The organism is Faecalibacterium prausnitzii, from assembly GCF_019967995.1.
Lineage (GTDB): Bacteria > Bacillota > Clostridia > Oscillospirales > Ruminococcaceae > Faecalibacterium > Faecalibacterium prausnitzii_E.
This window is the reverse complement of the sequence record NZ_CP065377.1, coordinates 1,638,164-1,663,682: the sequence shown is the minus strand read 5'-3', so window position 1 is coordinate 1,663,682 and position 25,519 is coordinate 1,638,164. Positions and strand designations below refer to the sequence as shown.

27 protein-coding genes are annotated in these 25,519 nt (G+C 62.1%); 24 read left to right on the top strand and 3 right to left on the bottom strand.

All coding sequences use genetic code 11. From position 1 onward, the window contains the following. Positions 1 to 11 precede the first annotated feature (11 nt). The 9 genes from coaD to I5P96_RS08370 all read left to right on the top strand — a co-directional run bounded on the left by coaD (position 12) and on the right by I5P96_RS08370 (position 10,141). A complete protein-coding gene (coaD, locus tag I5P96_RS08410; RefSeq protein ID WP_223381591.1) occupies positions 12 to 515 on the top strand; it encodes a pantetheine-phosphate adenylyltransferase in 504 nt (167 codons plus the stop codon). A gap of 91 nt (positions 516 to 606) precedes the next feature. Then, positions 607 to 1,824 (top strand): acetyl-CoA C-acetyltransferase, encoded by a 1,218-nt coding sequence (locus I5P96_RS08405; RefSeq protein ID WP_223381589.1) that lies wholly within the window; start codon positions 607 to 609, stop codon positions 1,822 to 1,824. A 104-nt stretch (positions 1,825 to 1,928) separates the two neighbouring features. Next, positions 1,929 to 2,714, top strand: coding sequence for an enoyl-CoA hydratase-related protein (locus I5P96_RS08400; RefSeq protein WP_223381587.1), 786 nt, complete (start codon positions 1,929 to 1,931; stop codon positions 2,712 to 2,714). Between the two features lie 100 nt (positions 2,715 to 2,814). Then, positions 2,815 to 3,687 (top strand): 3-hydroxyacyl-CoA dehydrogenase family protein, encoded by an 873-nt coding sequence (locus I5P96_RS08395; RefSeq protein ID WP_118553082.1) that lies wholly within the window; start codon positions 2,815 to 2,817, stop codon positions 3,685 to 3,687. Positions 3,688 to 3,808: 121 nt separating this feature from the next. After that, positions 3,809 to 4,978 carry an acyl-CoA dehydrogenase gene (locus I5P96_RS08390; RefSeq protein ID WP_097792132.1) on the top strand — a complete coding sequence of 390 codons (1,170 nt, stop codon included), beginning with the start codon at positions 3,809 to 3,811 and terminating at the stop codon, positions 4,976 to 4,978. A 17-nt stretch (positions 4,979 to 4,995) separates the two neighbouring features. Then, positions 4,996 to 5,790: an acryloyl-CoA reductase electron transfer subunit gamma gene (gene acrB / locus I5P96_RS08385; protein ID WP_097792133.1), complete on the top strand. Its 795-nt coding sequence runs from the start codon at positions 4,996 to 4,998 to the stop codon at positions 5,788 to 5,790. A 21-nt stretch (positions 5,791 to 5,811) separates the two neighbouring features. Next, positions 5,812 to 6,906 (top strand): acryloyl-CoA reductase electron transfer subunit beta, encoded by a 1,095-nt coding sequence (acrA, locus tag I5P96_RS08380; protein WP_097792134.1) that lies wholly within the window; start codon positions 5,812 to 5,814, stop codon positions 6,904 to 6,906. A gap of 144 nt (positions 6,907 to 7,050) precedes the next feature. After that, on the top strand, positions 7,051 to 8,571 hold the full coding sequence (locus tag I5P96_RS08375; RefSeq protein ID WP_223381585.1) for an SPOCS domain-containing protein: 1,521 nt from the start codon (positions 7,051 to 7,053) through the stop codon (positions 8,569 to 8,571). A gap of 169 nt (positions 8,572 to 8,740) precedes the next feature. Beyond that, a complete protein-coding gene (locus I5P96_RS08370) occupies positions 8,741 to 10,141 on the top strand; it encodes a uracil-xanthine permease family protein (RefSeq protein ID WP_223381584.1) in 1,401 nt (466 codons plus the stop codon). Between the two features lie 9 nt (positions 10,142 to 10,150). Here I5P96_RS08370 and I5P96_RS08365 read toward each other — a convergent pair whose 3' ends face one another. Continuing rightward, positions 10,151 to 10,792 (bottom strand): NTP transferase domain-containing protein, encoded by a 642-nt coding sequence (locus I5P96_RS08365; protein WP_223381582.1) that lies wholly within the window; start codon positions 10,790 to 10,792, stop codon positions 10,151 to 10,153. A gap of 144 nt (positions 10,793 to 10,936) precedes the next feature. Between I5P96_RS08365 and I5P96_RS08360 the strand changes: the two genes are divergently transcribed. From I5P96_RS08360 to yqeB, 10 genes are read left to right on the top strand one after another with little or no spacing between them, the layout of a single operon-like run. Continuing rightward, positions 10,937 to 11,716: an FAD binding domain-containing protein gene (locus tag I5P96_RS08360; protein WP_223381580.1), complete on the top strand. Its 780-nt coding sequence runs from the start codon at positions 10,937 to 10,939 to the stop codon at positions 11,714 to 11,716. A gap of 16 nt (positions 11,717 to 11,732) precedes the next feature. Then, on the top strand, positions 11,733 to 12,203 hold the full coding sequence (locus tag I5P96_RS08355; RefSeq protein ID WP_097792138.1) for a (2Fe-2S)-binding protein: 471 nt from the start codon (positions 11,733 to 11,735) through the stop codon (positions 12,201 to 12,203). Further along, a complete protein-coding gene (locus I5P96_RS08350) occupies positions 12,200 to 14,488 on the top strand; it encodes a xanthine dehydrogenase family protein molybdopterin-binding subunit (RefSeq protein WP_223381578.1) in 2,289 nt (762 codons plus the stop codon). Before I5P96_RS08355 ends, I5P96_RS08350 begins: the two co-directional genes overlap by 4 nt. Next, positions 14,489 to 15,196: a selenium cofactor biosynthesis protein YqeC gene (gene yqeC, locus I5P96_RS08345; RefSeq protein WP_223381577.1), complete on the top strand. Its 708-nt coding sequence runs from the start codon at positions 14,489 to 14,491 to the stop codon at positions 15,194 to 15,196. Then, complete coding sequence (gene selD, locus I5P96_RS08340; RefSeq protein WP_223381576.1) at positions 15,193 to 16,224, top strand: selenide, water dikinase SelD; 1,032 nt, start codon at positions 15,193 to 15,195, stop codon at positions 16,222 to 16,224. Before yqeC ends, selD begins: the two co-directional genes overlap by 4 nt. Positions 16,225 to 16,239: 15 nt before the next feature. Beyond that, positions 16,240 to 16,842, top strand: a complete 603-nt coding sequence (gene yedF / locus I5P96_RS08335) for a sulfurtransferase-like selenium metabolism protein YedF (RefSeq protein ID WP_223383745.1) — start codon at positions 16,240 to 16,242, stop codon at positions 16,840 to 16,842. After that, positions 16,839 to 17,975: an aminotransferase class V-fold PLP-dependent enzyme gene (locus I5P96_RS08330; protein WP_223381575.1), complete on the top strand. Its 1,137-nt coding sequence runs from the start codon at positions 16,839 to 16,841 to the stop codon at positions 17,973 to 17,975. The genes yedF and I5P96_RS08330 overlap by 4 nt, the downstream gene beginning before the upstream one ends. Position 17,976: 1 nt before the next feature. After that, positions 17,977 to 18,207, top strand: coding sequence for a DUF3343 domain-containing protein (locus I5P96_RS08325; protein ID WP_207685290.1), 231 nt, complete (start codon positions 17,977 to 17,979; stop codon positions 18,205 to 18,207). Between the two features lie 22 nt (positions 18,208 to 18,229). Then, complete coding sequence (locus tag I5P96_RS08320) at positions 18,230 to 19,261, top strand: XdhC/CoxI family protein (RefSeq protein WP_223381574.1); 1,032 nt, start codon at positions 18,230 to 18,232, stop codon at positions 19,259 to 19,261. Positions 19,262 to 19,264: 3 nt separating this feature from the next. After that, a complete protein-coding gene (gene yqeB / locus I5P96_RS08315) occupies positions 19,265 to 20,080 on the top strand; it encodes a selenium-dependent molybdenum cofactor biosynthesis protein YqeB (protein WP_223381573.1) in 816 nt (271 codons plus the stop codon). A gap of 73 nt (positions 20,081 to 20,153) precedes the next feature. Here the strand turns inward: yqeB and I5P96_RS08310 are convergent, their stop codons facing one another. Both I5P96_RS08310 and I5P96_RS08305 read right to left on the bottom strand, forming a co-directional pair. Further along, positions 20,154 to 20,705: a DUF4364 family protein gene (locus I5P96_RS08310; protein ID WP_207685287.1), complete on the bottom strand. Its 552-nt coding sequence runs from the start codon at positions 20,703 to 20,705 to the stop codon at positions 20,154 to 20,156. A 67-nt stretch (positions 20,706 to 20,772) separates the two neighbouring features. After that, entirely contained in the window at positions 20,773 to 21,708 is a 936-nt protein-coding gene (locus I5P96_RS08305; protein ID WP_223381571.1) for a S1 RNA-binding domain-containing protein, read from the bottom strand. Between the two features lie 199 nt (positions 21,709 to 21,907). Here I5P96_RS08305 and I5P96_RS08300 point away from each other — a divergent pair, with 199 nt between their 5' ends. From I5P96_RS08300 to I5P96_RS08280, 5 genes are read left to right on the top strand one after another with little or no spacing between them, the layout of a single operon-like run. Then, positions 21,908 to 22,099, top strand: coding sequence for a DUF951 domain-containing protein (locus tag I5P96_RS08300; RefSeq protein ID WP_223381570.1), 192 nt, complete (start codon positions 21,908 to 21,910; stop codon positions 22,097 to 22,099). A 45-nt stretch (positions 22,100 to 22,144) separates the two neighbouring features. Beyond that, positions 22,145 to 23,239, top strand: coding sequence for a peptide chain release factor 1 (gene prfA, locus I5P96_RS08295; RefSeq protein WP_223381568.1), 1,095 nt, complete (start codon positions 22,145 to 22,147; stop codon positions 23,237 to 23,239). A gap of 58 nt (positions 23,240 to 23,297) precedes the next feature. Continuing rightward, positions 23,298 to 24,323, top strand: a complete 1,026-nt coding sequence (locus tag I5P96_RS08290; protein WP_223381566.1) for an L-threonylcarbamoyladenylate synthase — start codon at positions 23,298 to 23,300, stop codon at positions 24,321 to 24,323. Next, positions 24,320 to 24,949: a dephospho-CoA kinase gene (gene coaE / locus I5P96_RS08285; RefSeq protein WP_118553066.1), complete on the top strand. Its 630-nt coding sequence runs from the start codon at positions 24,320 to 24,322 to the stop codon at positions 24,947 to 24,949. The genes I5P96_RS08290 and coaE overlap by 4 nt, the downstream gene beginning before the upstream one ends. 14 nt (positions 24,950 to 24,963) lie before the next feature. Further along, complete coding sequence (locus tag I5P96_RS08280; protein WP_223381564.1) at positions 24,964 to 25,515, top strand: lytic transglycosylase domain-containing protein; 552 nt, start codon at positions 24,964 to 24,966, stop codon at positions 25,513 to 25,515. Positions 25,516 to 25,519 lie beyond the last annotated feature (4 nt).

Here is a 25,519-nt window from a genome sequence, read left to right as displayed (position 1 = left end):
AGGAGGACACGATGGCAACAGCAGTTTATCCCGGATCGTTCGATCCGGTCACCAAAGGGCACCTGGACATCATCAAGCGTGCCGCAAAGATCAACGATCACCTGATCGTCGCCGTGCTCATCAACAGCGCCAAGCACCCTCTGTTCACCGTAGAAGAGCGGGTGGCCCTGCTGCAGGAGTGCTGCAAGGACATCCCGAACGTCACGGTGGAGAGCTTTGACGGCCTGACCGTGGAGTTTGCCAAAAAGCGCCGCGCTTCGGTCATGGTGCGGGGTCTGCGGGCGGTCACGGATTTCGAAAACGAGATCCAGCTGGCGCAGACGAACCATGCACTGATGCCCGGCATTGAGACGATGTTCCTGGCGACCAGCATCAAATGGAGCTACCTTTCCTCGACGATCGTGAAAGAGGCTGCCCGCTACGGCAGCAATATCTCCAAGTTCGTCACGCCCAATGTGGAAGCCGCCGTCGAACAGAAGATGGCCGCGCTCCGGGCGAAAGGGGAGCAGCCCTGAATCCGTTTCTTATGTGCAAACGCCGCTGGCGTTTCTATAAAATTGGTTCCTAAAACCCACCAATATACACACAAATCAGGAGGCTATTAACATGAAGAAAGTTGTTATCGCATCTGCATGCCGTACCGCCATCGGTAAGTTCGGCGGCACTCTTGCCAACGTCCCCGCTGCTGAGCTGGGCTCCATCGTCATCAAGGAGGCACTGGAGCGCGCACACGTCGCACCGGAGCAGGTCGATCATGTTTACATGGGCTGCGTCATTCAGGCTGGTCTGGGCCAGAACGTCGCGCGTCAGGCTTCCCTGAAGGCAGGCCTGCCCATCGAGACCCCCGCTGTCACCGTCAACGTGGTCTGCGGCTCCGGTCTGAACTGCGTCAACATGGCTGCGCAGATGATCGAGGCTGGCGATGCCGACATCGTCGTTGCAGGCGGCATGGAGAACATGGACATGGCTCCCTTCGCTATGATGAAGGGCCGCTACGGCTACCGCATGGGCGCTCCCATGGGCAAGAGCGAGCTGGTCGATACCATGGTCAACGATGCTCTGTGGGATGCCACCGGCTTCAACAAGCACATGGGCATGACCGCTGAGAACGTCTGCACCAACGAGACCTATCAGAAGAAGTACGGCTACAACCCCATCACCCGCGAGCAGCTGGATGAGTTCTCTTACAACAGCCAGGTCAAGGCAGACAAGGCCATCAAGGACGGCGCCTTCAAGGACGAGATCGTTCCCGTTGTCATCAAGGGCAAGAAGGGCGACACCGTGTTCGATACCGATGAAGGCCCCCGTCTGACCCCGATCGAGAAGCTGGGCACCCTGAAGCCCGCCTTCACCAAGGACGGCATCGTGACCGCCGGCAACTCTTCCGCCATCAACGACGGCGCTGCTGCTCTGGTCGTGATGAGCGAGGAGAAGGCCAAGGAGCTGGGCGTCACCCCGCTGGCAACCTGGGTCGCTGGTGCTCTGGCTGGTGTTGAGCCCGAAGTCATGGGTCTGGGCCCCATCGCTGCAACCAAGAAGGTCATGACAAAGACCGGCCTGTCCGTTGCCGATATGGACCTGATCGAGGCAAACGAGGCCTTCGCAGCACAGTCTGTGGCCGTCAGCCAGGCTCTGAACTTTGATATGAACAAGGTCAACGTCAACGGCGGCGCAATCGCTCTGGGCCACCCGGTCGGCGCTTCCGGCGCTCGTATCCTGGTCACCCTGCTGTATGCAATGAAGCACCGTGGTGCCCACAAGGGTCTGGCTACCCTGTGCATCGGCGGCGGCATGGGCTGCGCTACCATCGTCGAAATGGACTAAACGCTGGAGGCACTCCAGATATCAGGATCGCCCGCGCAGGCGGACTTCTCCTGCGCGGGGCTGTTCTGAAACGAAGAATAAGACTTTGAATGGAGGTCTTCACAATGGCATTTGTTAAAACCGAAGTGCAGGGTGCTGTCGAGATCATCACCATCGACCGCCCCAAGGCACTGAACGCACTGAACCCTGAAGTTCTGGCAGACCTGAAGGCAGCGTTTGAGGCTGTCGATCAGGACGCCATCCGCTGCATCGTTCTGACCGGCGAAGGCGACAAGAGCTTCGTGGCCGGTGCAGACATCGGTTCCATGAGCACCATGACCAAGGCAGAGGGCGAGGCCTTCGGCAAGCTGGGCAATGATGTTTTCCTGATGATCGAGCATTTCCCCATCCCTGTGATTGCAGCCGTCAACGGCTTCGCACTGGGCGGCGGCAATGAGCTGGCCATGAGCTGCGACATCCGCATCTGTTCGGACAACGCCGTCTTCGGCCAGCCGGAAGTCGGTCTGGGCATCACGCCGGGCTTCGGCGGCACCCAGCGTCTGGCACGTCTCGTCGGCATGGGCATGGCAAAGCAGCTGGTCTATTCGGCCCTGAACATCAAGGCCGATGAGGCTTACCGCATCGGTCTGGTCAATGCCGTGTATCCCCAGGCTGAGCTGATGGAGAACGTCCTGAAGCTGGCCAACAAGATCGCAAAGAACGCCCCCATTGCAGTGCGCAACTGCAAGAAGGCCATCGACGACGGCATCAGCCTGCCCATTGAGAAGGCGGTCGAGGTCGAGGAAAAGCTGTTCGGCGACTGCTTCGAGACCCACGACCAGAAGGAAGGCATGGCTTGCTTCCTGTCCCGTGAGAAACCGAAGCCCAAGGCTGTTTTCACTAACAACTGAGAAGTACATTTGAATTTGTAATCTGAACCCTTCTGCATCCTGGTTCCTACCGGAGAGGGAACCGGGGAGCAGGGGGATATGAATAAAGGAGAGATATCCTATGAAGATCGGTGTTATTGGCGCTGGCACGATGGGCCAGGGCATTGCAAAGGCATTCGCTCAGGTCGAGGGCAACAGCGTTGCTCTGTGCGACATCAAGCAGGAGTGGGCCGAGAAGGGCCTGGCAAAGATCAAGGCTGGCTATGACAAGCTGGTCGCAAAGGGCAAGATCCCCCAGGAGAAGGCGGACGCGATCGTCGCCGCTATCACGCCGGGCCTGAAGGAAGACCTGTGTGCAGACTGCGACCTGGTCGTCGAGGCTGCATTCGAGGACATGAAGGTCAAGCAGACCACCTTTGGTGAGCTGGACAAGATCTGCAAGCCGGAGTGCATCTTTGCTTCCAACACTTCTTCTCTGTCCATCACCGAGATCGGCAAGGGCCTGAGCCGCCCGCTGGTCGGCATGCACTTCTTCAACCCCGCCGACCGCATGAAGCTGATCGAGGTCATCGCAGGCTGCAACACTCCTGCTGAGACCGTTGAGAAGATCAAGGAGATCTCGGTCGCCATCGGCAAGAACCCCGTTCAGGTCAACGAGGCAGCAGGCTTCGTCGTCAACCGCATCCTGATCCCCATGATCAACGAAGCAGCCTTCATCAAGATGGAGGGCGTTTCCGACATCGCTGGCATCGACACTGCTATGAAGCTGGGTGCAAACCACCCCATGGGACCCCTGGAGCTGGGCGACTTCATCGGCTTGGACATCTGCCTGGCCATCATGGACGTCCTGTACCACGAGACCGGCGACAGCAAGTATCGTGCCTGCCCGCTGATCCGTAAGATGGTTCGCGGCGGCAACCTGGGCTGCAAGACCGGCAAGGGCTTCTACGTTTACAACGCAGACCGCACCAAGACCCCGGTCGACCAGCTGTAATTTCTGAAAACATTTCTCCCGGCTGCGGGGAAAGCGGCCGGGAGGAATTTGTTTGCAAACCGGGTTCGCCACGACAAGCGCCCGGCCTATGAAAAACTAGACCCGTTAGGAGGATATAGCGATGGATTTTACTCTGTCCAAGCAGCAGCAGATGGTGCAGAAAATGTACCGCGAGTTTGCTGAAAACGAAGTCAAGCCTCTGGCTAAGAAAGTTGATGCAGAAGAGTACTTCCCCAAAGAGACCGTCGAAAAGATGGGCAAGCTGGGCATGATGGGTATTTACTTCCCCACCTCTGTCGGCGGTGCAGGCGGCGACGTGCTGTCCTACGTCATGGCAGTGGAAGAGCTGAGCAAGGTCTGCGGCACCACCGGTGTCATCGTCTCTGCTCACACCAGCCTGTGTGCTGCTCCCATTTATGAGAACGGTACCCCGGAGCAGAAGGCAAAGTATCTGCCCAAGCTGTGCAGCGGCGAGTGGTTGGGTGCATTCGGCCTGACCGAGCCGGGTGCTGGCACCGATGCACAGGGCCAGCAGACCATTGCAAAGGAAGAGGATGACTGCTGGGTGCTGAACGGCTCCAAGATCTTCATCACCAATGCAGGGTTCGCCGATGTCTTCATCGTCATCGCAGTCACCGACCATGTGCTGGACAAGAAGGGCCGCCCCACCAAGCTGTGCTCCGCCTTCATCGTCGAGCGCACCGATCCGGGCTTCTCGGTCGGCAAGGCTGAGGACAAGATGGGCATCCGCGGTTCCTCTACCTGCGAGCTGATCTTCGAGGACTGCCGCATCCCGAAGGACCGTATGCTGGGTGTGCGCGGCAAGGGCTTCCAGCTGGCAATGGCCACTCTGGACGGCGGCCGTATCGGCATCGCTTCCCAGGCTCTGGGCATCGCCGAGGGCGCTCTGGATGAGACCGTTGCTTACGTCAAGGAGCGCAAGCAGTTCGGCCGCCCCATCGCTGCATTCCAGAACACCCAGTTCGAGCTGGCTGAGATGAAGGCCCGCGTCGAGGCTGCCAAGTATCTGGTCTATGCCGCTGCTCTGAAGAAGCAGCAGGCTATGGACGGCGCAAAGGTCCGTTACAGCGTGGAAGCTGCTCAGGCCAAGCTGATCGCCGCCCGCACCGCAAGCGACGTGACCCGCCGCTGCCTGCAGCTGTTCGGTGGTTACGGCTACACCCGTGACTATCCCATTGAGCGCATGATGCGTGATGCCAAGATCACCGAGATCTACGAGGGCACCAGCGAAGTGCAGATGATGGTCATTTCCGGCGCGCTGCTGAAGTAAGGGAGGTAAGATTTACAATGAAAGCAATCGTTTGTGTAAAGCAGGTTCCTGATACCTCCGGTAAGGTGTCCGTCAAGCCGGATGGCACCCTGGACCGTGCCTCTATGGCAACCATTACCAACCCCGATGACCTGAACGCTCTGGAGGCTGCTCTGAAGCTCAAGGACGCCACCGGCTGCGAAGTCGTTGTCGTCACCATGGGCCCGCCGCCGGCCGAAGGGATGCTGCGTGAGCTGCTGGCCCGCGGTGCCGACAAGGCCGTTCTGGTCTCCGGCCGTGAGTTCGGCGGTTCCGATACCTTCGCGACCAGCCAGATCCTGGCCGCTGCCGTCAACAAGATCGGCGTTGGCCCGGAGGATGTCGTCTTCTGCGGCCGTCAGGCAATTGATGGCGATACCGCACAGGTCGGCCCCCAGATCGCTGAAAAGCTGCATCTGCCCCAGGTCACCTACGTTGCCGACATCCAGAAGGATGGCAACACCCTGACCGTGAAGCGTATGCTGGAAGACGGCTACATGATGGTCAAGGTCCAGACTCCCTGCCTGCTGACCTGCATCAAGGAGCTGAACGAGCCCCGTTACATGAGCGTCAACGGCATCTTCACCTGCTACGACAAGCCCATGGAAGTGTTTGATTACAACGCTCTGAAGGATGATCCGCTGATCGAGGTCGATACCATCGGCCTGAAGGGTTCTCCGACGAACGTCTTTAAGTCCTTCACTCCTCCGCAGAAGGGCGCAGGCACCATGCTGACGGGCGACGACACCGCCGCACAGCTGGCTGGTATCCTGGCCAAGAAGCACCTGATCTGATGAAAGGAGCATAGGATTACAATGGCTGATTTTAACGATTACAAGGGCGTTTGGGTCTTCTGTGAGCAGCGCCAGGGCAAACTGATGTCCACCGATTTCGAGCTGGTCAGCGAGGCTCGCAAGCTGGCTGACGAGCTGGGCTGCGAGGTCACCGGCCTGCTGCTGGGCGACAACGTGGAAGGCATCGCCAAAGAGCTGGGCGGCTATGGTGCCGATCAGGTCATGGTCTGCGACAGCCCGCTGCTGAAGGACTACACCACCGACGCATACGCCAAGGTCGTCTGCGATATGGTCAATGCGTACAAGCCTGAGGTCCTGCTGATCGGCGCGACCAACATTGGCCGCGACCTGGGCCCCCGCTGCGCAGCCCGCCTGCACACCGGCCTGACCGCTGATGCGACCCATCTGGACATCGACACTGCCAAGTACATCGATTTCCTGAAGGAGAGCTCCACCATCGACCTGTCCAAGCAGAAGTTCGATATGGAAGACCGCAACCTGAAGATGACCCGTCCCGCATTCGGCGGCCATCTGATGGCTACCATCATCTGCCCCCGTTTCCGTCCGCAGATGTCCACCGTTCGTCCCGGCGTCATGAAGAAGGCTCCCTTCGATCAGGCCAAGGCCGATGCCTGCCAGATCGTGAAGCCCGCCTTTGAGCTGGCTGCTTCCGACATCAAGACCGAGGTCCTGAGCGTCGAGAAGGCTGCTGAGAAGCTGGTCGACCTGATCGGTGCCGACGTCATCGTCTCGGTCGGCCGTGGCATCAGCAAGGATGTCAACAAGGGCATCGAGCTGGCTGAGCAGTTGGCAGCTGCTCTGGGCGGCGGCGTGGTCGGCGCATCCCGTGCCGTCACCGATGCAGGCTGGATGACCGCTGACCATCAGGTCGGTCAGACCGGCAAGACCGTCCACCCCAAGATCTACGTTGCTCTGGGTATTTCCGGTGCCATCCAGCACACCGCTGGTATGCAGGATTCTGAGTGCATCATCGCCGTCAACAAGAACGAGTCTGCACCCATCTTCGGTGTGGCAGATTACGGCATCGTCGGCGATCTGTTCAAGGTCGTGCCGGAGCTCATCAAGCAGGTCGAGGCAGCCAAGGCCGCTGAATAATTTGATCTTCTGAAATCCTGATTTGTGGAACACCGCCGCACAGTGGAAACGCTGTGCGGCGGTGTTTTTTGCGCATATCTGCCCGCCGCAGCGCATACAGTCTGGTATGTGCCATGCCAAACGGACAGGAAAGGAGCGCACAGGATGGAACTGAAGGTCTTTCGGGATGCGCTGCCCGCTGCGGGTGCGAACTGCACCGTCAAGGCGGAGCTCCCGCTGGAAACGGAGATCCTGATCTCCGATTATCTTCCGCCGGTGTTCAAGCTGGTCAAATGCTTTGCGAAACCGGTGGTGCTGCAAAAGCAGCTGCAGCCCGGCAAACTGACGCTGGAAGGCTATTTGCGCTGCATCGTGTATTATCAGGGCGAGGATGACGCGGGCCTCTGCCAGACGGAGCAGAAGCTGCCCTTCAACAAGGTGCTGGAACTGCCGGAGTTTGCCTTTACTGCATGGACGGCTCAGGTGGAGGGTCAGACCGAATACCTGAACTGCCGCTCGGTCACGCCCCGCCGCATCGAGGTGCGGGGAGCCTTTGGTCTGGTGGCGTCGGTCTACACCCAGCAGAAGACCGAGGTGCTCACGGCGCTGGCCGACGGCGGCATCGAGCAGCAGCTGACCACACTGGAAGGCGTCCGCCGCGCGGCCGTGCTCGACAAGCTCATCACAGTGGAAGGTGAGCTGGCCTTTCCGTCGCCGCCTGCCGCCATCCTGGACATTGCCGGGACAGCCTCCCTCCACGACCTCAAGGTCTTGAATGCCAAAGCTGTGGCAAAGGGGACGCTGCACGTTCTCTGCGCCTGGCGGGCAGAAGGGGAAAGCGCCCTGCAGAGCCAGAGCCTGGACCTTCCCTTCAATCAGGTGTTGGATGTGGAGGGCCTCAGTGAAGACTGCCGCTGCCTCTGCGTGGCCGAGCCGGTCGGGTTCACGGCCACACAGGGGGAGGGGGAAGCCCCCGGCTCCCTCAGCGCCACCGTGGTGCTGCGTCTGCGGGCGTGGCGGCCCTACCAGCTGCAATGTGTGGCCGATGCCTTCTCGACGCAGTTTGAGACGGAGCCTGTGATGCAGAATCTCCGCACCGAAGCGCTGCTCTGTGCCCTGAACGAGACGGCCACCCTGACCGGGTCCGGCCCGCTGCCGGATGCCGGGGCAAAGATCCTGGCCTGCTTTGCGGCCATCGGCCCGGCGCAGCTGGTCTGGCAGGAAACCGGCTGGGTGGTGGCGGCGCGGGTCCTTGTGACGGCGTTTGGCGAGAACAGCCTTGCCGAGCTGGAAAGCTACGAAAAGCCGCTGGAGCTGGCCCTGCCCATCCCGGCCGAAGCCGCCGAGACCGCAGCGCTCTATCCGGAATGCTGGCTCAGCGTCGAGGATCTGCAATGCAGCTGCACGGGCGGTGCGCTGGATGTCTCGGTGACGGTGCGGGTGGAGGGTGCCATCCTCAGCCGCAGGCAGGCTTCCTGCGTGGGCAGCATTGCGCTGGGGGAGAAGCTGGCCCCTGCCGACCCGGAGATCTCCCTCCGCATCTATTACGCACAGGCCGGGGAAGCACTGTTTGCCATTGCAAAACGCTACCATGTTTCGCCGGGGCAGATGCTTGCCGCAAACGACCTCGCTGAGGGCACAACGGCCATCGAAAAAGCACAGCGGCTTTTGATTCCCGGTGCATGACCATAAAAATGTCCGCACTTGTATCTCATGTGCGGACATTTTTGCTGGTAAAGTATGACTTATGAACAAAAAGTGAACAAAAAGACAACAAGCCCTCTCCCAATTCGACACAGGCTTTGTTATAATGATTTCTGTCGTTTGAAAACCGGTTTGTTCAAAGGAGAAGTTTATGATCAAAAATATTGAGTTGGAGAAGGCGGCTTACGACTTCAAAGCCAAGATGCCCCTTCGCCAGGCGATCCCGCTGGGCCTGCAGCATGTGTTCGCCATGTTCGTCGGCAACCTGACCCCGCTGCTCATCATCACGAGCGCCTGCGGTCTGGCGGGCGGCGAGTTCGCCGACCTGCAGATCAGCCTGCTGCAGAACGCCATGTTCGTGGCCGGCATCGTCACGCTGGTGCAGCTGTTTTCCATCGGCCCGGTCGGCGGTCAGGTCCCCATCATCATGGGCACCAGCTCCGGCTTCCTGGGCGTGTTCAACAGCGTCGCGGCTTCCATGGGCGGCGGTGTGCTGGCCTATGGTGCCATCATGGGTGCGTCCATCCTGGGCGGCCTGTTCGAAACGGTGCTGGGCTTCTTCCTCAAGCCTCTGCGCAAGTTCTTCCCCTCGGTGGTCACGGGCACGGTCGTGCTGTCCATCGGTCTGTCGCTGATCTCGGTCGGTGTCAACTCCTTCGGCGGCGGTAACGCAGCCAAGGACTTCGGCTCCATGGAGAACCTGCTGCTGGCCGTCTTCGTGCTGGTGGTCATCCTGTTCTTCAAGCACTGGACCAATGGCTTTTTGAGCTCTTCCTCCATCCTCATCGGCATTGTGGCCGGTTACATTGCCGCTTTCATCATGGGCTTTGTCCTGCCCACCACCGGTGTCACCGCCGACGGTGTGGAGTTCACCAAGGCATGGGTCCTGAACTGGAATAAGGTCGCGCAGGCCAGCTGGTTCGCCATCCCCAAGCTCGTCCCGGTCAAAATCGTCTTCGATATGCGCGCCATCCTGCCGGTGCTCATCATGTTCATCGTCACGGCCGTTGAGACCGTCGGCGACATCTCCGGCGTGATGGAGGGCGGCATGGGCCGCGAGGCGACCGATAAGGAGCTGTCCGGCGGCGTCATCTGCGACGGTCTGGGTTCCTCCTTTGCCGCCTGCTTCGGCGTCCTGCCCAACACTTCCTTCAGCCAGAACGTTGGTCTGGTGGCCATGACCAAGGTCGTCAACCGCGGTGCACTGGCGACCGGTGCCATCTTCCTGATCCTCTGCGGCCTCATCCCCAAGCTGGGCGCACTGGTCTCCATCATGCCCCAGGCCGTTCTGGGCGGTGCAGCCGTCATGATGTTCTCTTCCATCGTGGTGTCGGGCATCCAGCTCATCACGAAGGAAAAGATGACCCCGCGCACCCTGACCATCGTTTCGGTGGCGCTGGGCGTGGGCTACGGCATGGGTGCCAATGCCAGCATTCTGGCCCATACGCCGCAGCTGTTCCAGCTGATCTGCGGCGAGTCCGGCATCGTCCCCGCAGCCTTCGTGGCCATCGTGCTCAACGTTCTGCTGCCCAAGGACGAAGAGAACGCCTGAGCTTCCTCTTCAGATCAAAAACTGTTTTAGTTCCCGCAGGGCCTCCGGTGTGTCCGCGTCCAGAAGCTCTGCACGGTCTGCGGTGAACACATTGCAGACCCGCTCCGGGTAACGCCGGAGCAGCACACTGCCGCCTTTGCCTTCGGGCAGGGTGCGCAGGGCGGAAAAATAACCGCATCCAAACAGAACGGGGCTTCCGACAAGCGGTTCCGGGTCGTTTTCGGCCTGGAACGCCAGCCGGAAGATCGCCCGCTCTGTTTCTTTTTGTGTCCGGGTGTCGGCCGCAAAGGCGCACACCAGAGCCTCGACCGTCTCCCGCCGCAGCAGGGGCTGGTCGCCGGGCAGGAAGATGCAGCCCGCAAGGCCGGGCTGAAGAGTGAGCAGTGCTTCCAGCCCCAGCCGGACGGTATCGTTCCGGCCCGGCAGTGCGTGGCGCAGGCAGGCCACCCCCAGCGTTTGGCAGAGCGTTTCCACCTCTGCCGACCGCGTCACGACGATGCGGCAGGCCAGCTGCGGGGTATCTGTGGCGTCCAGTGCCCGGCAGAGCAGCGGCCGCCCGCCGAAATCGGCCAGCAGCTTGTTGGAGCCAAACCGCCGGGCCAGCCCGGACGCCATGATGACACACCCGATCGGGCGAGAAGTTTCAGACATGTGGATCCCTCCGCGTTGACGGTTCCGCTTCTCCCCTGGGAGCACGGCGGCAGCGCAGGGCGGACGGAACCGATAATTCTAGTGGTATTATAGCGAAAAATGTGTTAAAATAAAAGTAAACAGCAAAAAAGAGAGGTACTGCGTATGATGACGATCCGGGAATACAAACGAGCGGAAAGTCTTGAAGAAGCCTGGCAGCTCAACCAGAAAAAGAACAATCGGGTCATCGGCGGCATGATCTGGCTCAAGATGGAAAAGATCAACGTCGGCACCGCCATTGATCTGTCCGGTCTGGGGCTGGATACCATCGAGGAGACGGAGGAGCAGTTCTCCATCGGGGCCATGGTCACCCTGCGGCAGCTGGAGCTGGACGCCGGGCTGGCCGCATACACGAACGGAGCAGTGCGGGAGTCCGTGCGGCATATCGTGGGTGTGCAGTTGCGCAACCTTGCCACCGTGGGCGGCAGCATTTACAGCCGCTTCGGGTTCTCGGATGTGCTGACTCTGTTCCTGGCACTGAACGCCTCGGTGGAGCTGTACAAGGGCGGCATCGTGCCGCTGGCCGAGTACGCCGCCCGCCCCTACGACCGGGATCTCCTCGTGCGGGTGATCGTGCCGAAAGAACCGGCTGCGTTCTGCTACCAGTCGGTGCGGAACAGCCAGACCGATTTCCCGGTGCTGACCTGCGCCGCCGCCAAAACGGCCGAGGGCTATCGCTTCGCCATCGGTGCCCGGCCGGGCAAGGCAGTGCGGTTTGACCTGACGCCCAACGCGGCCGAGACGCCGGAGCTGCTGGCAGACCGCTTTGCCGCAGAAGTGCGGGCAGCGATCAAGACCGAGAGCAATCTGCGCGGCAGCGCCGAATACCGCAACCATCTGGCCGGAGTTCTGGTCAAGCGTGCGGTCCGCCAGCTGGAAGGGTAACGGAAAGGAGACCACGATGCAAATCACCATCATTCTGAACGGAACCAGAGTTTCCGCCGAGGCCGCCCCGGATACTCTGCTCATCGACTTTGTCCGCAGCCACGGCTGCTACAGCGTCAAGCGCGGCTGCGAGACCGCCAACTGCGGCCTGTGCACCGTCTTTCTGGACGACAAGCCGGTGCTGTCCTGCTCGGTGCTGGCAGCCCGTGCCGACGGCCACCGCGTCACCACACTGGAGGGCCTGCAGGATGAAGCCGCAGAGTTCGGCGCGTTCATCGCGGATCAGGGAGCGGAGCAGTGCGGCTTCTGCAACCCCGGCTTCATCATGAACGCTCTGGCCCTCTTCCGCGAGAAGGAGTACCCTACCGAGGACGAGATCAAAGAATACCTTGCGGGCAACCTCTGCCGCTGTTCCGGCTACGAAGGCCAGCTGCGGGGCATCCAGGCATTTCTCGCATGGAAACGATCGAAGGAGGCCGCCGAATGAAAAACGTCAACAAACCGTTCCGGAAAAAGGACGCGATGCAGCTCGTGACCGGTAAGCCGGTGTACATGGACGATCTCGCTCCTGCCGACTGCCTCATCGTCAAGCTGCTGCGCTCGCCCCACCCCAACGCCATCGTCAAGACCATCAACACCACGGTGGCCAAAAAGGTGCCTGGCATCGAGGCCATCTTTACCTGGGAGGATGTGGACCAGAACGCCCGCCGCTATACCCAGGCCGGCCAGACCTACCCGGAGGCCAGCCCCTACGACCGTCTGGTCATCGACCGGCACGTCCGCTTTGTGGGCGATGTCGTGGCCATCGTGGCTGGTGCGGATGACAAATGCGTCGAGAAGGCGATGAAGCTCATCAAGGTGGAGTATGAGGTGCTGGAGCCGGTGCTGGATTTCCACACCGCCAAGGACAACCCCATCCTCGTCCATCCGGAGGACAACTGGGAAAGCCTGTGCCCCGTGGGTGCGGACAACAAGCGCAATCTCTGCGCCCACGATGAATGCGGCAGCGGCGACATCGACGCCGTGCTGGCCGACTGCGACGTGGTCATCGACCATGTGTATCACACCAAGGCCTGCCAGCAGGCGATGATGGAGACCTTCCGCACCTGCTGCTATATGGACCTCTACGGCCGTCTGAACATCCTCAGCTCGACCCAGATCGTCTTCCATACCCGCCGCAACGTGGCCAACGCGCTCCACATCCCCAAATCCATGATCCGCGTCATCAAGCCCCGCATCGGCGGCGGCTTTGGTGCCAAACAGACGGCGGTCTCAGCCATCTACCCGGCCTTCGTCACCTGGAAGACCAAAAAGCCCAGTAAGCTCATCTTCACCCGCGAGGAGAGCCAGACCGCTTCCTCGCCCCGCCACGAGATGGAGATGCACGTCCGCCTCGGTGCCACCAAAGAGGGCCTTGTGCGCGGCATCGACCTGTACACCCTCTCGAACACAGGCGCTTACGGCGAGCACGGCCCCACGACGGTGGGCCTGTCGGGCCATAAATCTATCCCGCTGTACGGCAAGGCCGAGGCCTTCCGTTTCGTCAGCGATGTGGTGTACACCAACCACATGTCCGCCGGTGCCTACCGCGGCTACGGCGCAACGCAGGGCTTGTTTGCCGTGGAGTCTGCTGTCAACGAGCTGGCGGCAAAACTCCACATGGACCCGTTCAAGATCCGCGAGATGAACATCGTCCGGGAAGGCGATGTCATGCCCGCCTACTACGGCGCAGTGAACACCAGCTGTGCGCTGGACCGCTGCCTGAAAAAAGTCCACGACATGGTCGACTGGGACAACAAGTATCCTGTCCGCGACCTCGGCAACGGCAAGGTCCGCGCCGTCGGCATGGGCATGGCGATGCAGGGGTCCGGCATTTCGGGCATGGACGTCGGCAGCGCGACCCTCAAGGTCAACGATGACGGCTTCTATTCACTGATCATCGGTGCGGCGGATATGGGCACCGGCTGCGACACCACCCTGGCGCAGATCGCCGCCGAAGTGCTGGACTGTGAGCTGGACGACATCATGGTGTTCGGTGCCGACACCGACGTCTCGCCCTACGACTCCGGCTCCTATGCGTCCAGCACTACCTACGTCACCGGCAAGGCCGTCGAAAAGTGTGCGCTGAAGCTGCGGGCGCAGATCTGCAAGCTGGGCGCGGAGCTGCTCCACTGCGAGGAGAGCGAAGTGATTTTTGACGGCAAGACCCTCTCTGTGGACGCCGACCCGACGAAAAAGGTCTCTCTGAGCGAGGTGGCATTCGCCTCTCAGTTCGGCCACATGGTGCCGCTGGAGGTCACCGAGACCCACACGTCGCCCCTGTCGCCTCCGCCGTACATGGTGGGTGCTGCCGAGATCGAGCTGGACAAAGAGACCGGCGAAGTCAAGGTCGTGGATTATGCCGCCTGCGTGGACTGCGGCACCCCCATCAACCCCAATCTGACCCGTGTGCAGGCCGAAGGCGGCCTGTTGCAGGGCATCGGCATGGCGCTGACCGAGAACATCACCTACGACAGCAGAGGCTGGCCGATGGAAAACTCGTTCATGCAGTATAAGATCCCCGCCCGTGTGGACATTGGCCACATCCGGGTGGAGTTTGAGAGTAGCTACGAGCCAAACGGCCCGTTTGGTGCCAAGTCCATCGGTGAGGTGGTCATCAACACGCCGCTGCCCGCCATTGCAGATGCAGTGTACAACGCCATCGGCACCCGCTTCTATGAGCTGCCCATTACCCCGGAACAGATTGCCATGGCCGTGGAGGAAACCCGCTGAATGCTGTCCGAAGCACAGTTCCCATTTCTGGCTGAAAAGGGCCATGTCGTCTCGCTGGTGGGCGGCGGCGGAAAAACGACGCTGCTCTATCAGCTGTCGGCCCACTGCGCCCGCAAGGGCTGGCGGGTGCTGGCCGCGACCACGACCCACATCCGGCAGCCGGACCACAACATGGCCCATACAGAAGCCGAATGCAGCGCTCTCTGGGCTGCGGGGGAGTATGCCGTTCTGGGCACACCGGACGGCTGCGGCAAGCTGACCGCCCCGCCGCCGGACGTGCTGCACCGCTGGATGCCGCAGGCCGACGCCGTTTTTCTGGAAGCCGACGGCGCGAAACGGATGCCCTGTAAGGCTCCGGCATCGCAGGAACCGGTGCTGCTGCCGGAATGCGACACCGTGCTGGCCGTGGCCGGGCTTTCAGCTCTGGGCCGCCCTTTGCGGGAGGTCTGCTTCCGGCTGGACGAAGCCTGTGCACTGCTGCATACCGCACCGGACGCCCCCCTGACGCCGGAGCTTCTGGCTGCACTGCTGGCCAGCGAAGCCGGTGGGCGGAAGCTGGTGGGAGAGCGGGCGTTTTATGCGGTGCTCAACCAGGCGGACGACCCCGCCCGGCGGGCGCTGGGCGAGACGACCCGGACCATCCTGTGGGAACGATACCATGTGCAAAGCGTTCTGACGCATTTTGCAAAAGGAGAACGAGCCGAATGAACGAAGAAAAGATCGTGTTCTGTACAGGCGGCGGCTGCACCGCCAAACTCGGCGCGGGGGTGCTGAGCCGCATTCTGGAAAAGCTGCCGCGCGGCGAGCAGGACCCAAACCTGCTGGTCGGCTATGACAGCAAGGACGACGCGGCGGTCTACCGCATCACCGATGACCTTGCGCTGGTGCAGACGGTGGATTTTTTCCCGCCCATGGTCGATGATCCCTATACCTTTGGGCAGATCGCCGCAGCCAACGCCCTCAGCGATGTCTATGCGATGGGCGGCGAGGTGAAGACGGCCCTGAATCTGGTCTGCTTCCCGGAGAGCATGGACCTGAACGTCCTGGGCGAGATCCTGCGCGGCGGTGCCGAAAAGGTGGCCGAAGCGGGGGGCATCCTCGCGGGCGGGCACTCCATCGCGGACACCGGCGTCAAATACGGCCTCTCGGTGACGGGCCTTGTGGACCCGCACCGCCTGACCGCCAACGACACCGGCCGCCCCGGCGACCAGCTCATTCTGACCAAGGCGCTGGGCGTCGGGCTCATCTGCACGGCCAACCGTGTGGGCGAAGCCGCGCCGGAGCAGATGGAAGCCGCCATCCGCTCCATGACGACGCTGAACAAGACAGCGGCAGAGATCGCGCGGAAGTATGAGGTCCACGCTGCAACGGATGTGACGGGCTTCAGCTTCCTCGGCCACCTGCACGAGATGATGGGCGGGCGGCTCTCCTGCGTCGTGGATGCCAGAGCTGTGCCGGTGCTGCCCGGCGCATGGGAGGCGGCGGACGCCTGCCTGTACACCGCTGCCGGGCAGCGCAACCGCAACCATACCGGCCCGTTCGTTCGGTTTGAGAACGTGCCTTTCCCGATGGAAGAGATCCTGTTCGACCCGCAGACGTCCGGCGGGCTGCTGCTGGCGGCGGCCCCGCAGAAGGCGGAGGCGCTGGCGCAGGAACTGTGTGCGGCGGGCCTGCCTGCCGCCATCGTGGGCGAGATCCGGGATGCACAGTCCACGGAGATCACAGTGAAGTATTGAAAGGATAGAACGATGATGTTGAACGTAGATGCACGCGGGGATGCCTGCCCGCTTCCCGTTGTCAAGGCAAAAAAGGCCATCGCTGCGCTGAACGGTGCAGGCGAGGTGGAGGTTTTGGTGGACAATGAGATCGCCGTCCAGAACCTGACCAAGATGGCGCAGCAGAAGGGCTATGGCTCCAGCGCGGAGAAGCTGGCCGAGCGGGAGTACCGTGTCCGGTTCACGGTGGGCGATGCCTCCGCTGCGGCCGAAGAGCCTGCCGTCTGCACACCCGATGCCCGCACCGATACCGTGGTGGCCATCGCAGCGGAAACGATGGGCGAGGGGGCCGAGGAGCTGGGCAAGACCCTGCTCAAGGCGTTCGTCTTCTCGCTGACCCAGCAGGAGAAGCTGCCAAGGACCATTTTGTTTTATAACGGCGGCGCGCACCTGACCTGCGAAGGCTCCCCGATGCTGGAAGACCTCAAGGTGCTGGAAGCTGAGGGCGTGGAGATCCTGACCTGCGGCACCTGCCTGAATTTCTACGGTCTGACGGAGAAACTGCGCATCGGCACCGTGACGAATATGTACGTCATTGCGGAAAAAATGCTGAATGCCGGGAACGTGGTCAAGCCGTGATCTACCTCGATCATGCTGCCACCACACTGCAAAAGCCGCCGGTGGTGGGGCAGGCGATGCTCGCGGCTTTGCAAACGGCGGGCAACCCCGGACGCGGGGCGCATGAACCGACCCTTCACGCGGCCCGCATCGTTTACGACACGCGCACGGCGCTGGCAGAGCTCTTCCACGCAGAGGACCCGGCCTGCATCGCCTTTGCGGCCAACGCCACCCAGGCGCTCAACACCGTCATCGGCGGGCTGCTTTCGCCCGGCGACCATGTCATTGCAACGGTCTGCGAGCACAATTCGGTGCTGCGGCCTCTCTACCGCCTGCGGGAACAGGGGGTGCAGCTCAGCTTTGTGGGCGTGGACGACCGCGCTGTTCTGCGGTACGAGCAGTTCGAGCAGCTGGTCCGGCCCAACACCAGAGCGATCGTCGTCACCGGGGCGTCGAATGTGACCGGCCATGCCACCGACCTGCCCTTTGTGGCACAGGTGGCAAAAAAGCACGGCCTTCTGCTGCTCGTGGACGCTGCCCAGACGGCGGGAAGTCTGCCCATCGACGTGCAGGCCCTCGGCATTGATGTGCTGTGCTTTACCGGGCACAAGGGGCTGATGGGCCCGCAGGGCACCGGCGGGCTGTATGTCCGGCCGGGGCTGCGGGTCGCGCCGCTCGTTGTGGGCGGCAGCGGGGTGCACAGCTTTGCCGAAGCCCACCCTGCGGAGATGCCCACGGCGCTGGAAGCCGGTACGCTGAATGTCCCCGGCCTTGCCGGGCTGGGGGCCGGGGTGCGCTGGCTGCTGGAACAGGGGGTCGAGGCGCTGCACGCCAGAGAAATGGCACTGACCCGGTCGTTCTGGGAGGGCGTCCGGGAGATCCCCGGCGTCGTTCTGTACGGAACGCTGGCAGCCCCCCGTGCGCCGATCGTCTCGCTGAACCTTGCCGGAGAGGACTCCGCCCGTGTGGCGGATGCGCTCTGGGAGGAATACGGCATCTGTGTGCGGGCCGGTGCTCACTGTGCCCCGCAGATGCACCGGGCGCTGGGCACCGTGGAGCAGGGCGTGGTGCGGTTCAGCTTTTCGCACCAGAACACCGAAGCCGAGGTGCAGTGCGCCGTAAAGGCGGTCCGTGCGCTGGCATTGGAGGAATAAAATGCGAGCAAAACGACCGTATATCGTGCTTTCGTTCCGCGCTACGGTGGATGCCATGGCGTGGGAAAAGCGCTGCCTTGCCGAGCACATCCCCGGCCGGCTCATTCCGCTGCCGCGGGAGCTTTCCGCCGGGTGTGGTCTGGCGTGGCGGATGCTGCCGGAGGACTGGCAGTGCTGGCGGGAGCGCTTTGACCCTGCCGCCTACGATGCCGTTGCGCAGGTGGAACAATGATTTGAAAAAAGGAGACCCTTGCATGGAACCCCGAACTTTTTGTGATGCTTTGAACCGTGAGGCGGGCGATTACCTATTGGCTACGGTGCTGGAGGGCGCGGCGCAAGGGGCGCAGCTGCTGTTGTGCGGCGGTGTGCCCGTCTGGCCGGAACATCCGGCGGCGTGTCTGGAAGCACAGCTGCCTGCGCTGCAGCAGGTGACTGCCAGCGGAGTGCAGACATTGGGGGCGCTTCGTGTTTTTGCCGAGCGGTTCGGTGCAGCCCCGCGTCTGGTGGTCTGCGGCGGCGGTCATGTGGGGGCATCGGTGGTGCGGCTGGCAAAGCTGCTGGGTCTGCCTGTCTGTGCCTTAGAGGACCGCCCGGAATTTGCCGGGCAGCTGCGGCAGGCCGGGGCTGACCCGGTGCTCTGCCTGCCCTTTGAAGAGGGCCTTGCAGCAGTTTCCGGTGGGGCAGAATGCTATTTTGTGGTCGTTACCCGCGCCCACAGCTGCGATGTCCAGTGTCTGACGGCCATTCTGCAAAAGCCCGCCGCCTATGTCGGTATGATGGGCAGCCGAGGCCGCGCGGCTCTGGTGCGCCGTCAGCTGACCGAAGCCGGGCTGGACCCGGCGCGGGTGGAGCAGCTCCGTGCGCCCATCGGCCTTGCCATCGGGGCCAAGACGGCGGAGGAAATCGCGCTTTCCATCCTTGCACAGATCGTGCAGGTCAAGAGCACCCGCTCGCTGACCGAGGGCTTCCCGCCCGCCATTCTGGAAGCATTCCGGGCGCTGCAAACGCCTGCGGTGCTGGCGACCATCGTGTCCCGCCACGGCTCCACGCCGCGGGAAGTCGGCTCCAAAATGCTGGTCCTGCCGGAGGGCAGGGCCGTGGGCAGCGTGGGCGGCGGCATCATGGAATACCGCATCCAGCAGCTGGCCGGGAAGATGCTGGCCGGGGCGGCAGTGCCCGCCCAATTGGCCGATCTCACCACCGACGGCACAGGCGATGATGCGGCCATTGCGGCCTGCGGCGGCTCCATGCAGGTCTTTTTACAGCGGATCGAACCGGAGGAATGAACGATGAAACAGGAAAAACGGATCGTGGTGCGGGGCGGCGGAGACCTTGCCACCGGCACCATCCACCGGCTCTGGTCTGCCGGGCTGCGGGTGCTGGTGCTGGAAGCAGAGCACCCCGCCGCCATCCGCCGTCAGGTGTCCCTGTGTGAGGCGGTCTATGAGGGCGAGACCACGGTGGAGGGCCTGCGGGCCGTGCGGGTGGCTTCGCTGGCCGAAGTCGACGCCGTCTGGGCGCAGAACGCCGTCCCGGTTTTGGTGGACCCGAAGGGCAGCTGCCTGGCTGCGGCAAAGCCTGCCGTGCTGGTGGATGCCATCATTGCCAAGAAAAATCTCGGAACCACGCGGGATATGGCTCCGCTGACCATTGCCCTCGGCCCCGGCTTTGTGGCCGGGCAGGATGTGGACGTGGTGGTGGAGACCAAGCGCGGCCACAAACTGGGCCGCATCATCCGGGCAGGCTCTGCTGCGCCGAACTCTGGTGTGCCGGGCGTCATCGGCGGCTATGGGGCCGAGCGGGTCATCCATTCGCCCGCCGCCGGTGTGTTCCGGAATCGCCGCGCCATCGCAGATTTTGTGGAGGCTGGCGAGACCATCGCCCTGCTTGAAACGCCGGAAGGGGAGACCGTCCCCGTCACGACGCAGATCTCCGGCATCCTGCGGGGTCTTCTGCGGGATGGCTACCCGGTGCCGAAGGGCTTCAAGGTGGCCGATGTAGATCCCCGCCGCGAGGAGCTGGAAAACTGTTTCCTCATCTCCGACAAGGCCCGCTGCATCGCGGGCAGTGTGCTGGAGCTGGTGGCTGCTGAGCTTTGGAAATAACGAAAGAACGAGCAAAAGAAAAATCGCCGCCTTCCGGTCTTCCCGGAACGGCGGCGATTTTTGTTTGCAGGGGTCAGTTCGTCTCTTCGGTGAGCTTGGTGATGAGCATCTGGTAGATCTCGTTGCCCTTGAGGATGAACTGCTTTTTCACGAGGTCGGCGCTGAGCCGGTCGGGGGTGCCGATGTTCAGGCAGAACAGCTCCTGATCCAACGCTTTGATGGTGCAGCGGATGGTGCAGTGACCGTCCGGCTTTTCGGTGATGCGGGCCGCATACTGTGCCTCCTTGCGGGCCCAGGTCTGGCTGCGCAGCACGGCGGCTACGGCGCGCTCCCGCACACTGCGGGGCAGGTCATAGGCCAGCTCCTGCGCGACCTTGCGCCCTTTTTCGGTGATGGTGTAGCGCCCATCGGTCAGCGTGACCAGCTTTTGCTGGGTGATGTCATCCAGGCAGGAGCCGATCTCAAAATAATTGACCAGCGCTTCCTCCATCAGGGCGTTTTCAATCTCCGTGCGGGTGATCGGCCCGGCATTCTTCACGAGATAACACAGCAGCAACCGGATCTCGGTGCTGTCGGTCAGCCCGCCGGGGCGGACACCGGCGGTAAAAGCATCGTTAGCGGCCATCGTTCTGCACATCCCCCTCAAGTTTCAGATTGCGAAAAATCATCTTCTCTTTATAGTATAAAGGGTTTTACGCCGGATTGCAAGCCGCAACCGAAAAATCGGTCTCGATCCGCTTGGGGCTGTCGGGCGTGGAGTAGAGCCAGTGGTCCAGGTGGCCTTCGGTGATGAAATAATGCAGCTCGAACCGGTGGCTCTGGCCGAGGCTGTGGTTTACGATGACGAGTTTGATCTTCATTTTCTCCGGCAGGATGTTCTTGATGTAAACACTCACAGCCTGGCCGGGGTGAAGATCCTGGCAGCTCTCGGCCAGCCCGGCCAGATTCGGCGCGATCTCGATGAAGGTTCCGTATTCTTCCACGCTGCGCACGATGCCCACCACCGTTTCGCCCACGGTAAAACCGGCGGCGTTCTCGGCCCAGGTGCCCAGCAGCTCCCGGATGGTCAGGACGAACCGCCCCTGCACATCCCGGCTCTTGATGACGCACAGGATCTGCTGCCCCACGCTGACCCGGTCGGCGGGGGAGGAGATGCGGCTGACCGACATGCAGTCGATGGGGAGCAGAGCGCTGATGCCGCATCCTACGTCGCAGAAAGCTCCGAACGGTTCGATGTGGGTCACGGTGCAGGGCAGGATGTCGCCGGGGCGGAGGGTGTCGAGGTAATCTGCCTTGCACATCCGCTGCGCCTCGGCGCGGGAGAGCCGGTAGCAGGGCTGGCAGGCCTCATCGGTGCCCAGCTCTTCGATGACGAAACAGGTGGGCCGCCCCACCCGCGTGAGCACGGCAATGTCCCGCACACTGCCCGTCTCGGCTCCGTCGGCACACTGCTCAAAGGGCATCACGGCCCGCACCCCGCCCAGTTCGAACCGCAGCTGGCGGGCCGTGTCGAACGCCAGTGCAGTGCTCTGCAAAATTTCGCGGCTGGCCATGGCCGCCCGCAGCTCCGCAGCCGAAAGCTGGTCTGCACTGCGGTAATTTCCTTCGGTACGATAAGTCTGCATCATTCTTCATTCCTCTTTCTGTGCTGTTTTTGCCTTGCGCACCCGCCGTTTTGCCCGGCGGCAGTAAAACCATATGCGCTGACAATTGCATTTTATACGAGTTTGGATTATACTATATCTGTATGCGGCGGCCGGTGCAAAATCGGTGCGGGCCGCGATACGGGCCTGTGCCGGAGGGCACAGGCAGGAGGGAGAGCTGTTCATGGATATCGCAGTTGGAGATACCATCCTCACCCGCAAAAAGCACCCCTGCGGAGCGTCCAGCTTCGAGGTGCTGCGGGTGGGCATGGATTTCAAGATCCGCTGCACGGGCTGCGGCCGCGAGGTCATGCTGCCCCGCGCAAGGATCGAAAAAAACATCAAAAAGGTCCAGAAGCCCGGTGCCGCCGAGTGACGAACCGTTACATCCCATGAGAACGATAAGGAGAACTGCACAAGTATGTCAAAACTGTTTTCTCAGATGGATGCGGTCTGCCACCGGTTCGAGGAGCTTTCGGTCCGCCTGAACCAGCCCGAAACAGCGGCGGACCCGGCACTGTTTCGCCGCCTGATGCAGGAATACCATGAGGCCGAGCCAGTGGTGCAGGCCTATCAGGCCCTGACAACGGCGCAGGATCATCTTGCTCAGGCAAAAGCCCTGCTCGAAGGGGAGACCCTCGACCCGGACTTTAAGGAAATGGTACAACAGGAGATCAGCGAAAAAAGTCAGGATGTGGAAAAACTGGAAAATTCTCTCAAAATCCTGCTCCTGCCCAGGGATGTGAACGATGGCAAAAGCGTCATCGTGGAGATCCGCGGCGGGGCAGGCGGCGAGGAAGCTGCCCTGTTTGCCCACAGCCTGATGCGGATGTACACGATGTATGTGCAGAGCCGTGGGTGGGAGCTGGAAGTGCTCAACCTCAACGAGACGGAGCTTGGCGGCGTGAAGGAAGCCATCTTCGCGGTGAACGGTGCAGGGGCATACAACCGCCTCAAGTATGAGAGCGGCGTCCACCGGGTGCAGCGGGTGCCGGAAACGGAGACGCAGGGCCGCATCCATACCTCCACGGCCACGGTGGCCGTGATGCCGCAGGCGGAAGAGGTGGACTTTGCGTTGGACCCGAAAGACCTCCGCATCGACACCTTCCGCTCCTCCGGCGCGGGCGGTCAGCACATCAACAAGACGTCCAGCGCCATCCGGGTGACGCACCTGCCCACCGGCATGGTGGTCGAATGCCAGAACGAGCGCAGCCAGTTCCAGAACAAGGATAAGGCGCTGGAGATCCTCCGCAGCCGTCTGCTGGCCCAGAAACAGAAGGAACAGCAGGATGCCATCAATGCCAATCGTCAGGGCCAGGTGGGCACCGGAGACCGCAGCGAGAAGATCCGCACCTACAACTTCCCGCAGGACCGCTGCACCGACCACCGCATCGGCCTGACCGTGCACAATCTGGATAAGATTTTAGACGGCAATCTGGACGAGATCATTGATGCGCTGGCGACCCATGAGCAGGCCGAAAAGCTCCGCCAGCTCAACACACAAAGCGACAAATAATGCACCCGAAATGGTGTAAAGAATATATACTTTACAGATAGAAAGAACGATGATTCGCATGGAAATGAAAACTGAGATACTACCCGCCAAGGGCGAGGGCATCGCGAAAGCGGCTGCGTTGCTGCGGCGCGGCGAGCTGGTGGCCCTGCCCACGGAGACGGTCTACGGCATCGCAGCCGATGCCCGCAATGGGGAAGCTGTGGCAAAAATCTTTGTGGCCAAGGGCCGCCCGCAGGATAACCCCCTGATCGTCCACATCACCGGCCCGGAGATGCTGCCCGGCCTCGTCAGCGAGGTGCCGGAGCGGGCACAGCTGCTCATGGCGGCGTTCTGCCCCGGCCCGCTGACCATCATCATGCCGCGCGGCCCGGAGGTGGCGGCGGAGTGCTGCGCCGGTCTGGACACCGTCGGCATCCGGATGCCCAGCCACCCCGTGGCCCGTGCGGTCATCGAGGCCAGCGGCTGCGCCTTTGCGGCCCCTTCGGCCAACCTGTCCGGCAAACCCAGCCCCACCAACGCACAGGACGTCTTCACCGATATGAACGGCCGTTTGCCCCTGATTCTGGACGGCGGCGAGTGCGACTGGGGCGTGGAGTCTACGGTCGTGTCGGTCGTGGGCGATAGGCCCACCCTCTTCCGCCCCGGCCACATTACATTGGAAGACCTGGAACGCGCCCTCGGCGAAGAGGTCGAAGTCTCCAAGGCCATCCTCGAAAAGCTCCCGGAGGGCGCGGTCGTCCGCAGCCCCGGCATGAAGTATAAGCACTACGCCCCCAAGGCGGATGTCACCCTGCTGGACGGCACCTTTGAGCAGTTCAAGGCTTACGTGGAGGCCCACATGGACCAGAATCCCAGCTGCCTCTGCTTCACGGGCGAGGCCGAAAAACTCGGTGTGCCCTGTGTGGAGTATGGCCGCGAGGGCGATGGTGCCGACCAGGCAAAGCACATCTTCCGCAGCCTCCGCGCACTGGATGAGCAGGGCGACGGCGTCGTCTATGCCCGCTGCCCGCAGAAAGACGGCCTGTCCATGGCGGTGTACAACCGCCTCATCCGGGCGGCGGCTTTCCGGGTGATCACGCTATGATCACGCTTGGCATCACGGGCCGCAGCGGCTGCGGAAAATCCACCGTGACCGCGGTGTTTTCGGCCCATGGGGTCCCGCTGGCCGACGCAGACCAGATCTCGCGGGAGATGCTGCTGCCGTCTTCGCCGCTGCTGCCGGTGCTGGCCCGGCGATTCGGGGCAGACATCCTCCGGGCGGACGGCTCGCTGGACCGCCGCCTGCTGGCAGACCGTGCCTTTGCATCGCCGGATGGCAAAGCGGCGCTGGATGCCATCACCCACCCGGAGATCGTCCGCCGCATCCGGCTGGCAAAACACGCCGCCGAGGAGGCAGGGGCTTCGCTCTTTGTGCTGGATGGTGCGGTCATCGTCGGGACAGAGGCCGAAGCCGAGTGCGACCGTCTGGCTGTGGTGACGGCTCCATTTGAAACGAGCGTGGCCCGCATCGCAAAGCGGGACGGCATCGCGCCCGAAATGGCAGCGCGCCGCCTGAACGCCCAGACGCCCGAAGAAGCCCTGCTGGCCCGCGCCGATTACGTTCTGCGCAACGACGCAGACCTTGCCGCACTGGAAGCAGCTGCGAACGCGCTTTGCGAGCAGCTGCTGGCGGAAGGCGGCACGAAAGGTGGTGCGCGACCCTCGGTTTGAATGCGAAGAGATTTTTGAACGGCTTCGTTCTGGTGTTTCTGGTGACGCTGGGCATCCTCTGCCTGCCGCCGGTGCGGACGCGGGTGGAAAAAACGCTCTATCCCTGCAAATATTCCGCCCTTGTGGAGCAGTATGCCGCCGAGTACGACCTCGACCCGCTGCTGGTCTACTCCTTCGTCCGGACGGAGAGCGGCTTTGACCCGGATGCTACATCCAGCGTCGAGGCCCGCGGCCTGATGCAGATGACCGAGGAAACCTTCCTCTGGCTGCGCAGCAAGATCGCGGAAGGGGAAAACGTCACCTTCGGGGATCTGTATGACCCCGCCGTCAGCCTGCGGTTCGGCTGCTACTACCTCCATCTCTGCATGGAGCGCTACGGCGGCGATGTCGCCACAGCGGCTGCGGCCTACCACAGCGGCTGGGGCACGGTGGATGCGTTGCTGCAAAAGGAAGAACACTCCGCCGACGGCATCACGCTGCAGGGGTTTCCCTACAACCAGATGCACCACTACGTGGAAAAGATCACCGCCTGCTATGCAGTGTATCAGAACTTGTATGGCACTTGATCCG